Origin of the sequence: Chloroflexus sp. MS-G (assembly GCF_000735195.1) — a bacterium.
Taxonomy (GTDB): Bacteria; Chloroflexota; Chloroflexia; order Chloroflexales; family Chloroflexaceae; genus Chloroflexus.
This window is the reverse complement of sequence record NZ_JPIM01000128.1, coordinates 1-12,199: the sequence shown is the minus strand read 5'-3', so window position 1 is coordinate 12,199 and position 12,199 is coordinate 1. Positions and strand designations below refer to the sequence as shown.

9 protein-coding genes and 1 pseudogene are annotated in these 12,199 nt (G+C 58.1%); 4 read left to right on the top strand and 6 right to left on the bottom strand.

The window, feature by feature from the left end; translation table 11 throughout:
• The coding region (locus tag JE47_RS0117360; protein WP_201771225.1) for a hypothetical protein at positions 1–2,082 on the top strand (2,082 nt) is incomplete at its 5' end.
• Between the two features lie 162 nt (positions 2,083–2,244).
• On the opposite strand, the gene JE47_RS0117355 is transcribed toward JE47_RS0117360, so the two are convergent.
• On the bottom strand, positions 2,245–4,299 hold the full coding sequence (locus tag JE47_RS0117355; protein WP_031460968.1) for a S9 family peptidase: 2,055 nt from the start codon (positions 4,297–4,299) through the stop codon (positions 2,245–2,247).
• Positions 4,300–4,533: 234 nt separating this feature from the next.
• Between JE47_RS0117355 and JE47_RS0117350 the strand changes: the two genes are divergently transcribed.
• On the top strand, positions 4,534–5,262 hold the full coding sequence (locus JE47_RS0117350; protein ID WP_031460967.1) for a helix-turn-helix transcriptional regulator: 729 nt from the start codon (positions 4,534–4,536) through the stop codon (positions 5,260–5,262).
• Positions 5,263–5,420: 158 nt separating this feature from the next.
• Here the strand turns inward: JE47_RS0117350 and mvk are convergent, their stop codons facing one another.
• A complete protein-coding gene (gene mvk / locus JE47_RS0117345; protein WP_031460966.1) occupies positions 5,421–6,374 on the bottom strand; it encodes a mevalonate kinase in 954 nt (317 codons plus the stop codon).
• A 3-nt stretch (positions 6,375–6,377) separates the two neighbouring features.
• Entirely contained in the window at positions 6,378–8,960 is a 2,583-nt protein-coding gene (gene pheT / locus JE47_RS0117340) for a phenylalanine--tRNA ligase subunit beta (protein ID WP_031460965.1), read from the bottom strand.
• Positions 8,961–9,411: 451 nt separating this feature from the next.
• Here pheT and rpsR point away from each other — a divergent pair, with 451 nt between their 5' ends.
• Positions 9,412–9,657 carry a 30S ribosomal protein S18 gene (rpsR, locus tag JE47_RS0117335; protein ID WP_031460964.1) on the top strand — a complete coding sequence of 82 codons (246 nt, stop codon included), beginning with the start codon at positions 9,412–9,414 and terminating at the stop codon, positions 9,655–9,657.
• A 66-nt stretch (positions 9,658–9,723) separates the two neighbouring features.
• Positions 9,724–10,194 carry a Fur family transcriptional regulator gene (locus JE47_RS0117330; RefSeq protein ID WP_031460963.1) on the top strand — a complete coding sequence of 157 codons (471 nt, stop codon included), beginning with the start codon at positions 9,724–9,726 and terminating at the stop codon, positions 10,192–10,194.
• 49 nt (positions 10,195–10,243) lie between these two features.
• Here JE47_RS0117330 and JE47_RS0117325 read toward each other — a convergent pair whose 3' ends face one another.
• From JE47_RS0117325 to JE47_RS0117315, 3 genes and pseudogenes are all read right to left on the bottom strand, one after another.
• The gene (locus JE47_RS0117325) at positions 10,244–10,795 is read right to left on the bottom strand and encodes a nucleotidyltransferase family protein (RefSeq protein WP_031460962.1); all 552 of its coding nucleotides are present in this window, start codon (positions 10,793–10,795) and stop codon (positions 10,244–10,246) included.
• Between the two features lie 12 nt (positions 10,796–10,807).
• Positions 10,808–11,425, bottom strand: a complete 618-nt coding sequence (locus JE47_RS0117320) for a GNAT family N-acetyltransferase (protein WP_236631286.1) — start codon at positions 11,423–11,425, stop codon at positions 10,808–10,810.
• Positions 11,426–11,494: 69 nt separating this feature from the next.
• Positions 11,495–12,199 (bottom strand): annotated as a pseudogene (locus JE47_RS0117315) (SH3 domain-containing protein); the annotation flags it as partial.

Here is a 12,199-nt window from a genome sequence, read left to right as displayed (position 1 = left end):
GCCCGCGACCTCGCCCACGACCTCGCCCTCGCCCACGTCCTCGCCCTCGCCCACGACCGCGCCCTCGCCCACGACCGCGCCTGCGCCCTCGCCCGCGCCCTCGCCCGCGCCCTCGCCCTCGCCCGCGCCCTCGCCCTCGCCCACTTTGATGAGATTGCCAGAGTGGTGGCAGATGCACGTGCGCAGTGGGGCGCCACAACCGGAGATAAAGACGTGCTGGAAGCGCTGGATCAGGCATTCGCAGCCCTCACGGCGCTACGCCAGATGGTTGAAGGGCCAATCTGGCGGGTGCTGATTGTGGCTGATAAGGCGCTGGCAGCGATACCTGCCCCGCAACCCGGCCAGCGCATACCCTGGCGGCGGGAGGATCTGCAGGCCGCTGCCGATCTGCCGCCCGATCGCCTGGCCCGCCTGCAACCCCCAGCCAGGGACGACGACCCGAATCTACACGATGAACTGCGCAACCTGGCCCGCAACTGGCTGGGGACAGGCGATCCCCTGCGCCGTGGTTGTGCCGCGCTGCTGTTGGCTGAACTGGAGGAACTGACCGCGGCCGCTCTGCGGGACCTGCTGCCACTGCTGGCAGCCGCCGACGACCTGCCGCGCCACCGCGCCCGCGTCGCCCTGCTCCAGGAGCGCCGCGCCAGCGCCTGCGGTGCTGACCTGCTTATCGCGCTGGCGGACGCCGCCAACCACGCCGCGCCTCCTGCTGCCGACCTGCCCGCCGATGAACGAATGCTGATCGCCACCTACTGCGGATGGGCACTCAACCACGTCATCCACGACCGCGCCGACTGGTTGCAGGAGTGGGCTGCTCAACTGGACGCCGCGCCCTCGCCGCCCCTGTGGAACCTGCTGGGCTACATCCACCGCCTCGATCCCGCGTGCTGGCCGACATTCCTGGGGCTGCTGACCACGGCCGGTCCGCGCAGCCGGGCAGCGCTGCTCGAGTCAGTCTCCTGGCTGCTGCGTAAGAATCAGATACCTGCTGAGCATAGCCAGGACCTGGCTGATGTGTTGCTGGAGCTAGCACATGCGCCGGAGATGGCAATGGCGCAGGCCGCGCTCTTCGCGCTGAGCTGTTTCCGACAACCGCCGCCATTGGTGGTTGATGCGCTACTGGCGGCGGCCCAGGGTCAGCTGGCGGCGCTGTCCGCGCTGGCTCGCCTGGCGCCCTATTTGGAACCAGCCGATCAGGAAAGGGTGGATCGCTTGCTTGCCACCGCCGCTGCTTCGCCAGAGGCCGATGCCGCTCAGGTCATACGACTGGTGAATCGACAACCAAAGCCTTCATCCTCCGAGGAGCGCGATCAATTCGAGCCAGCGGCCCTGCTGGAAGCCCTGGCGCAACGGCAGCCCGACCCGGAGCGGCAGTTGCAGGCGCTGCTGGCCGCCGGAACAGACGATGATGTGTGGGATGACTTCTACCACGGCCGCATCGCGCTGACCATCCGCGAGTTGCTGGCGCAGCACGAGGAGGTGTGGTCACTGCTGCTGGATGATCTGCGTGCAGCGCTGGACGACGGCGACTGGCAGCGTCATCGTATCGCCCTGGCCGGTCTGGCGCGCAGCGCCGAGGCGATGCCCACCCGCTTCAACCGCAGCGCTGCCGATCTGGAGCCGCTGCTGCTGCGCGCCACCCGGAACCTGGACAGCTTCAACGCCCGGCGCTTCGCCATCACCGCGCTCTCCTACCTGCGGGTGATCACGCCAGAAGTGCTGGCGGCGCTGCTGCGGCTGGTCGGCGACACAAAGGAGGTACAAGGCGACGCCCTGGCGGCGGCGGGGCGCTTCAACCGGCTGCATCCCTCGTTGGGCCAGGCCCTGCCGCAGGAACTCGTTGCTGCCCTGACCGATCCCAGCGCGCTACGGGCGCGGGCGGCCGTCCGCCTGCTCGAGGCGCTGGGTACGTCACCGGCGGCCTCATCCGCGCCCGGCCTGCGCCGGCAGATCGTCGCGGCGCTGGCCGCCGCGCTGCAAGCCCCCAACAGCCGCCGGTATGTGTGGGTCTCGGCGAAAACATCCGACGGCACACTCGACCAGGACCTCTGGCAGGCGCTGCTGCGGGTGGCGGGGTTCTGATCCCAACCCTGTTGGTGCAAGCCGTATATCAACGCCGCCAGTACCCCCAATCCCCCCGCTTGCAGGGGAAGGGGGTGAGCCGGCGGCAACACCGCCGAACGGACAGGGCACCGCGATGCTGCGCCCCGTCCAGCTCGCAACGCTGCCAGGCCCTTGTGTGGATCAGGCATCACCCTGCTCGCGACGCAAATACCGATCAAACCACTCTAGGGTTCGTCGCATATGATCGGCCCGGTGTCGTGGTTCGCCGCTGCGCGTCAGTTCGTGTCCTTCACGCGGGTAGCGCACCAGTTCGACAACCTTCTTCTGGCGGCGGAGAATAGCAAAGAGTTGTTCGGCCTCGCTGATCGGCACGCGGTAGTCTAGCTCACTGTGCAACAGCAAGAGCGGCGTTTTGATCTTGTGGGCGTGGGCCAATGGCGAATGATCCCACAACTCTTCGTACAATTCCCAGGGGAAACCACCAAACTCGATCTCAATCAGCTCGTGGGCGTCACTGGTGCTGTGCTGCGTCAGCAGATTGTAGACCCCGCGTGCAGTAACAGCACAGGCAAAGCGATCGTCGTGGCCGATAAGCCAGGCAGTCATGTAACCGCCATACGAACCACCAGTCACCCCGATTCGATTGGGATCGATGTAGCCGCGAGCGACCAGCGCATCGATCCCGGCCAGAATATCAGGTGCGTCGGCTTCGCCCCAGTTTCCGCGAATTGCATCTCGCCATAATTCGCCATACCCTTCGCTGCCACGGGGGTTGCAGAAAAAGACCACATAGCCGCGTGCTGCCGCAACCTGCCATTCGTGCCACATCGAACGAAAGCCCGGTCCCCACATAATATGGGGGCCACCGTGAATGTAGACGGCCAGCGGGTAACGGCGAGCGGGATCGAAATCGGGTGGATGCAGGGTCCATCCTTGCACTTCACTTCCATCGGGGGCGAGATACAACATCTCTTCAATCGGGACAATGATGCGCTGGCTTAACAGATGCTCATTGATGCGGGTTAAACGATGCTCTTGACCATCGGCGCTGCGCCAAAAGAGATCGCACGGATTGTCGGCACTACCAGCGATAAAAGCAATGCTGCCGTCGCGTCCGACATCAAATTCGCTGACGATTCGCATCCCGCCAACCAGGGTCATGCCATTGCGGTACGTTGGTGTACCGGGCAGGCCGATCTGATACACGTGTGCATGACCGCGCCAAGCAGCACTAAACAACACCCCCTGCCCATCGGGTTGCCAGTGAAACTGCTCAACGTTCAGATCGGTATGCGCAGTCAGGTCGTGTGGTTCACCACCTGTTGCTGGAATAATCGCTACGCGATGGCCTTCACCAAGCAGGCGGGCCTCGTTGAGGCGCAAGAATGCGATTTGGCGACCATTAGGTGAAGGTTTAGGATCAAAATACGAGAAACCAGCACTGGTTAATGGTTGTGGGCGTGAACCATCGAGCGGAATCCGTACAACATCGTAATAGGCGAAAAGCGAATCGGCTTCCGGATCACGAGTGGCCGTACTGAGCAGCGCAAGACCATCGGGCATCCAGACCGGTGCGCTGTAGTGCAGATCGCCGGATGTCAACCGACGCGGAGTTGCCGGTGTGTCATCATCATTGACTTCGACGATGTAGATATGGCGTCGGCGATCATCAAAATAACTTGTTCCGCTGCGGTACGGCAGTTTCGTAATGACTCGCGGATCGGTGCGCAACTCTTCGTCGTGCTGGCGCTGTTCCCGCGCTCGCCGTGCTTCCCAGGCATCGGCAGGAGGTGGTGGTGAGTCGCCAGCGTCTTCACGGGCCTGCTCGTCGGCATTCACCGGCGCAAGAAAGGCAATGTACCGACCATCCGGACTCCAGGCCGGATCGCTGGCCCCGTTCGGATGGTTAGTCAACTGACGTGCCTCACCACCATTGACTGAGATGAGATAAATCTGTCCGCGTTCATCATCGCGGTTGGAGACAAATGCCAGCCACTGCCCATCAGGACTCCAGCGAGGTTGCTGATCCTGTTTGCCACGTGTGAAGCGACGTAATGGTTTGCTGCCATCGGTTGGTACCAAGGCAATATGGCGGTGATAGCTATTGCCTACCCGATCAACCGTTACCCAAACGACCGCTACGTAACGTCCGTCAGGGCTGAGTCGTGGGTCTTCGAGCCAGCCTAATTCATAGAGATCGTCAATTTTAAAGGGCTGAAGGGTTGGATTTGTCATGGCATGGTCCTGTGAATTACTCGGCGAGTCTATGATCTCTTGCTATTGTAGCATACTTCTCGTCGGTCGTCACTTGCGTTTTTGCTAGAAATGGTGACGTAACGTTCTAAACCTTGACACTCTACTGAATATCAATTATAATTCTACAACAGCAAGAGCAATTAAATTAACTATTCACAATTCATCATGGTAGTAATTGGAACAAAACCTGTTGATAACGAAAGGATTACCTCCGTGAGCACGCCAGATCAAGAGATGCCACTTGCAGTGCTCCTTTTCCACGCCGCAATGCAGCGCCGTATGTCATTGGCCGATTTTGCAGCGAACTTACACCTGAGTGTGGCGACATTGCGCTCGTACCTGTTTGAGGCAGGAAAACGTTCGCGAATTCGCAACAAAACCGTCGAGCAAATTGCTAAAGTGTTGCATATGTCGCCCGACGAGGTGCGGGAGCGGGCTGAGTTGTTACCGTGTGGGGGGCAGACGTTTAGTGAATGGCTAAAACAGCAAATGCAAGGGCGTTTTACACGGGCAAGGTTGTGTGCAGAGACCAAAATTAGCGATAGTGCCATGAAAAATTATCTCAACGGTCACACCACGCCCGATCCTGATAATGCGATGAAGCTGGCTGAGGTTCTCGGCGCCGATCCACTGGAAATGGCTCGTTTGATTGTGGCTACCGAATTGAGCCAGCGTGGTGTGACGTTACCACCACCGCCGCCAACTACAGTCGCCGCAGAGGTTTCGCCAGCGCCCGCTCAGCCGGTTGAAGCGAAAGTGAGTGCATCCGCACCGGTTAGCGAAGCGCCTGCAACACCGCCTGCCGACGGTCTCAATGCCGAGGCGATCATTACCGCCTACAGCGAGCAGCGGTTACTGAACCTGTGGCGTCGGCTCCATCCACAGGGGCGACGGGCAACACTGACATATATTGCGTCGTTGCTGGCGGAAGAGTTGTTGTAATCGGGGATTACGGATGACCCGCGTTGATGGATGCAAGTAGGGACGAGGCGCAGCCTCGCCCTGGCGGTGGTCACGACGATGGTCACGGAGCGCCGATCAGACATCTCCTGTTGCAGGTCGGGGCGCAGCGCCGCTGCGCCCGTACATCCCCATTCCTCTTATCGGTCAGGAAAAAACGCTGCGGCAGGTGCGATCGTCGTAACAAGCGTATTGGTTGCTCCGGCAGCTCGCAGCGCCGTCGCAATATCTGTTGCACGGTCGGGCGTGGTGAGGGCGATCATCACACCACCCCAACCGCCACCGGCCAGTTTTGCGCCCAAGGCCCCGGCTGCGCACGCTGCCGCCGTCAATTGATCAAGCTCGGTCGATGAAACCCCGATCTCACGCAATAGTTCGTGGTTCGTGTTGAGTAAGTGACCTAACGCAGGTACATCTCCTGTTGCCAGGGCCTCACGGGCAGCAACGACCAGCGCGGCAACCTGATCGAAGAGAGCTTCGTAGCGTACCGGATCGGCTTGCCAGCGCTCACGGACAGCGCCAACGGGTAAGCGAGTTGGGCTACGGATGCCTGTATCACCAACAACGAACGTTAGCGGTACGTTGATAGCCACCGGCTCGATCAGCGGTGGTAGGTTAGGACGACGCTGAAACCAGATCGGTTGTTCAAATGCAACCACTGTATTGTCAATGCCGCTGGGTGTGCCGTGATAGCCGCGTTCGCTCTCGTAAACCAGCCCGGCGATCACTGCTGGCGGAAGTGTCTGCCCGCTCAAGGCCAATAGCTCGCGCACAATCGCAGTGGCAATCGCCGCCCCACTCCCCATACCACTGGCGATAGGAATCGCTGAGCGAATAGTAATCTCAATCTGCGGCGAAATACCAAACCGTTCGATCACCGTCTTAACCAGACCGCTCAATGGGTCATCCGGTCGTTCGGCAATCGACCACCGTCCACCGAGATCGGGCGCATTAATAATCGACTCGTTCGTGGAATAATTGGCGGTTACGGTTGCTGTCGCCCGAACATCGGCCAGCGGCAAGGCAATCGCTGGCCGACCATAGACGACAGCATGTTCACCACACAGGATCAACTTAGCCGGCGCTGTTGCCATAGATCAACCGCGAATGGTAGCGCCCAATTCGCGCTCGAGGCTGGAAATAATCTTCTTGCGAATCTTCGCCAGTGTCTCATCGAGCAGGGTGCGGTCGGGCGCCCGGAAGGTAAGGTGATAAGTCAGACTGCGTTTTCCGGAGCCTACTTGCGGTCCGCTGTACCGGTCGAACAGGATCAGACTCTCAAGGTGTTCACCGGCACTCCGTTGGATGACAGCTCGAATCTGGGCCTCAGGAATGGTTTCATCGGCCACAATCGAGAGGTCTTGGGTACTGGCCGGGAACCGTGAAATGGGACGATACACTGCCTGACCGGCGTGAACAAAGAGCGTTTCCAGGTCGATTTCGGCCAACAGAATGCGTGGGACGTTCACCTCTATACGAGCGCGCACCTGGGGATGCGCTTCGCCAAGCACCCCGACCGGTTGCTGTTCAAGCACTCGGCCACGTGGATCGCGTTCGACCGCCAGCATCAGAGTTGCCGAACGCCCCGGATGAAAACGCTCGTCGTCGGTCAGTGGCACAAAACTCAGGCGATCAGCCAGGCCCAACCGCTCACCGAGCAGTTCGACAATGCCCTTTAAATCGTAGAAATCGAGCCAATCGCGGTCGGTATGTAACCAGCTCTCAGCCTGGCGTGGGCCGGCCATTGCGATTGCTAGCCGTCGGGGTTCGTCGGGCAGCCAGCGATCATCTTTTCCTGGCTGCGCCAGCGGGAGATAAACACGTCCAATCTCAAAAACAGTTGAACGCTCACGTTCACGAAGATTCATTGCCAGTGCTGCGGCGAGCGAGGGCAACAGTGAGCGGCGCATGTAGACGTGTTCGGGGGTACTGGGATTGCTCAGCTTGAGGTAGCGCTCGGGAACCGCCTCAGATGGCTGTACCTTAGCCACCAACGCCATATCAATAAGCGAATACGTGATTAGCTCGGTAAGTCCGGCCCCAACCATCAGATCGCGCACCTGTTCTTCTAGCTCGATAGCACGGGGGGTTGCCGGTGGCGGTAATTCATCGGCCAGGCGGGTCGTCGGAATGCGATCATAGCCGTACACGCGGGCGATCTCTTCGCACAAATCGGCAATCATCGTCACATCTTGCCGGAATGAAGGCACCTCAACCTGCACAATCGGCTCGGTTGCCAGCATGGCAAAATCACCAACCGTTGTATTCCCGATAATCGTACATTTAAAACCGAGTCGGCGCAGAATATCGGCAATCGTGTGACTGTCGAGGTGAAGACCGAGCAACCGGCGAACCTCAGCGGGCGGTAAATCAATAGTGATGGGTTGCCACGGCCGTGAGTAGACATCGATGAAATCAGCGGCAATCGTTGCACCGGCGTAGAGCCGCATCAGTTCCAGACAACGCCGGAGCGCGATCGGTGGCAACTCGTAATCAACCCCGCGTTCAAAGCGTCGCGATGCTTCGCTAGGTAACTTAAATCCCCGCGCCGTGCGACGAATCTGCACTGGTTCCCAAATAGCGGCCTCTAACAATACATTTGTAGTCGTCTCGCGTACTTCTGAACTTGCTCCCCCCATCACACCGGCAATTGCCAGTGGGCCGGTCTCATCACAGACCATGAGTGGCGGATGGGTCAGACCACTCTCAGGGCCAGGGGTCAAGTCGCGATCACGATCATCGAGGGTGGTTAACCGCTCACCGGGTTTGGCCAGTCGTACAATCAGATGGCGATTGACAACCCGATCAGCATCGAACGCATGTGTCGGTTGCCCCCACTCTAGCATCACATAGTTGGAAATGTCGACAATGTTGTTAATCGGACGCATGCCCGCGTTGATCAGACGGCGCTGCATCCAGAAGGGCGAGGGGCCGATCTTGACTCCTTCGGCCAGACCGACCATAAAACGCGGGCAGAGATCGGGTTCGTGGACTGTCACATGCGCTCGACCAATGATCGATGGGCCGGTGGCAATAACTTGGAGGTCGGGCAGTGTCAGTGGGGCGCCGGTCAGGGCAGCAACTTCACGTGCCACACCAACAATCGAAAGGCAGCGGGCAAAATTGGGCGTGAGATCGATTTCCAGCACCACCTCACCCAGATAATCGCGTAATGGCATGCCAACCGGTGCATCGTCGGGCAAGATCAAAATACCCTCGTGATCATCACTCAAGCCAAGCTCTTTTTCTGAACAGAGCATGGCATCACTCATCACCCCACGCACCGGGCGACCCTTCAACCTGGTAATGACCCATCCCTCTGCGTGGCCGTCGTACAACTGTGCACCTTCACGGGCAAAAACTGCTTTCAACGGATGCGGCAACCGCCCTTGATCGCGGTACGGAAAGAGGTTGGGCGCGCCGGTCACAACCGTATGCGGCTGATCGGCGCCATAATCAACATCGGCCAAAACCAGACGGTCGGCGTTCGGGTGTGAACGCACTTCGAGCACATTGGCAACAACAATCAGCTCAGGGTCCCAGGGCAATGGTGAACCTTCAACGCCGATCCGATGAATCTGCGCTACTTCCATCCCGCCGAACGTGAGGCGACGGGCCAACTCTTCAACCGGCAGGTCGATGCGGACAAATTCACGCAACCAGGATAACGGAACTCTCATACGATCCTCGACATGGCAATCTGGCTGCTGCGATTGTAGCGATGGCTTTGCTTACTGTCAAGAAGTAAGACGAAAAACCGGGTTTCTCGTTGTGATCATCATACCATCGCGGTAGAAGAAGATCGGTTGGGGCGCAGCGCCGCTGCGCCCGTACATCTATCAGGTTTCATCCGCTGCACCGTGAGACAATTATTCGGATAGGCTCTTCGTCGCGTCTTCAAGCCGCAGCCAGTTGTGTCCAGGCTGCGACTACGTTTAGGTGTTGATAGGAACTACGTCAGCTATTCGGCAATCGAAAAGGCTCGACGGGTTGTACCCGCGATGGCTCTGGAGCGGGGCGATGCAGAGTATGGGCCAGAGGATGTGAAACGTAATCTGCCAGAATATGGTATACTGTTAAACGGCTTTAAACAAATAGCAAACGGTTGATGTGTAAGGAGAGAGCAGATCAATGGGTCGTTCAAAAAGTTCAGGGAAGCCACGTTCGCGCCGCCGCGAATGTGAGTTTACGAAACTCGGTATTGAGCCGGACTACAAAGATATAAAGCGCCTGCAGAAGTACCTGACAGCGCAGGGCAAAATTCTTCCCCGTCGCCGCACTGGTGTTTCGGCCAAGATGCAACGTCGACTGGCAGTTGCAATCAAGCGCGCACGCCATCTTGCGATGTTGCCAATGGCTCCGGCACATACACGCTAAATGAGCCTGGGAGATGCGGCACGCCAGCAGGCGGGTCGCATCTTCTTTCGTATTTCGTAAGATCGTATGACAACAAACAGTTCGCCATCACCTCAAACTCCTCTTGATACACAGGCCTGGCTAAACGGTGTCCGGGCATCCTGGCAGCGCTCTGGATTACGGATTACCGCGCCACGCTTGCGTGTGATTGAAACGATAATTTCGTATCAGGCACCGTTTAGTGCCGAACAACTCTACGCCGATCTCTGTGCACACAGTGAAGCGCCGGGGCGCGCAACTGTATATCGTACTATTGAGCAACTTCACGCCAGTGGCTGGCTGGCTCGTATTCATGGGCCGGTAGGCGAAGAGGGATATGTACCCTGTCAGCCTGGTCATCTTCACCACCTCGTTTGTACGCAATGCGGGGCTGTTACCAGTTTTGAAGGGTGTGATCTCGATAGCCTTCTGAACCGAGTTGCTGCGGCAACCGGTTTTAGCATCGAAGGTCATCTCTTACAGTTGTTTGGGCGTTGTGCCCGGTGCCGGGCGAATTGAAGCAGAAACCGTTTTTACTCGCCGGATCGATGATTCCTGACTGGATTCCTCATAACGGTAAGACGACCCCCAGTTCGCTCAGCCGCGGTTGTACAATATTGAGGGCATTCATCGCTTGTAATCGCATCATCAGATAGTCTACATCAAGCCGATGGCGACGAATAATGCCGGCGGCATCGTTTACGTCGTGTTTCCCCTGTTCTGGCCCACGTCGCAGTAGTAACTTATGCGCAACGATGTCTTCGGGTGTGGCAAGAAATACTTGTGTGCCTAGCAATGGCATTCGTCGTCGTCGCTGCTGCATCGGCTCGTCAAGCCAGAATGGATGGCTTACCCCATCTAGCCGCACGGTGAGATCGGCAAACACCTTGATACCCCGCCAGATGACCCGTGTTCCATCAGACTGCACTGCCTTGTGAGATTGCTGCAACAGATGAACAACTCGCGGCAATGCGTGACGCTCCACTAGAATATCAATATCGTTTAGTGGGCGACGGTCACCGTATAAATGGGCAGCCGCACCACCAATAACGACCCACGGTATCTGGTCGCCGTCTAACAAGCGTTGAACGATAGCAAGATTTCCGGCGATAAGTGACATGAATCTTTCCTCTTAAATCAATGCGCCACCAGCAGCCAGCCATGCCTCGCGCGTTAATTCCATCTCGTAAAACTCAACCTGCGTATCAAAGCGATTGCGGCGAAAGTATGGTCGCAAATGCTGATATTGCTCTTCATCTAATAAGCGTAGCACAGGATCATTACCAGTGTGGCGCCATTCGCTCCTCAACTCGACAAAACCCAGCCGTTGATAGCAGCGAACCGCCCGTTGATTAAACGCCGCCACATCAAGCACCATGCGCTGAAACCCGAGCGATCCAAAGTAGTAGGCCAGAAAGAGCCGTAACGCTTCGCCTCCCAGTCCCTGACCAACATACGGTTGAGCGAGCGAAATGCCCAGCCGCGCCGATTGCTGCTTACGGTTGATCTCGCGTAGCGAGAGCCGACCAATAAGTTGCCCCGACCGGAGTTCAATCGCCCACGCTTCGGTTGCTCCCGTCCAGAACTGGTCGTCATAACTGGAATGGTACGGACGCGGGATATTCCACAACGAGCTAAACGGTTCACTGTAGCGCGGCCAGCGCTCTTGCATCAGCGTATCGGCCCGTCGCCATGGGCGAATACGTACTCGCTCGCCGAGCAATTCGCGCATCTCCGCTTCCCGACTCACATATCCTCCCTTACTAGGGTGCAGGCGGATGCGAGAGGCTACAGCAAAGATGTTGCTGCGCTTGCCCTCTCACTCTTGCTGACGAAGATAATTCAGCGACATCCACCCCTCAAAGACCTGACCGTTCAATTCAAACTGCACTTTTAACCAAGGAATATTATCGGCCACCACCGGGCCTTCAAGACGACGGACAACGGTGCCGTTGGGGACTACCATCAAGATGTTATCAGGTTGTGCATTTGGCGCTGAACGCAGATTTAAGCCCTCGCTGATATTTACGACGTAGAGTTCAGTACTGGCACGACCCGGCAGGCTTAGATCAGGGAGTTGCCACGAAGGTAGTTCAAGCTGGGGCACGTTGAGATTCAGTCTGTTGATAGCCAAATTGACCACCCAGAACGATCCGGCGGCTACGGCCAGTAATAGGAGCATCATGATGAGCCAACCGACCAACCCGCGTTGCCAATTTTGGCGCCGAAATTGATCAATGTCGAACGAAGTCGTCAACGCCCGTTCCACACGAGCACGAAGGCTCTTCTGGGGCAGGGCAACGGCTGAAGGCTGCACTGTGGGAACTGGTGCGCGATTATTGGTCTGTACTGCCTCTGCCGCACGAGGAATCTCGACCGGCTTCATCACTAACCTCCGAGTTGGAACAGTCAATTCATGCCATAGCTCATTTATCGCCATCATAAACGTCTGAGCATCGGCAAACCGTTGATTGGGATCACGAGCCGTAGCACGTGCGATGAGCCGGTCAACTGAGGGCAGGTA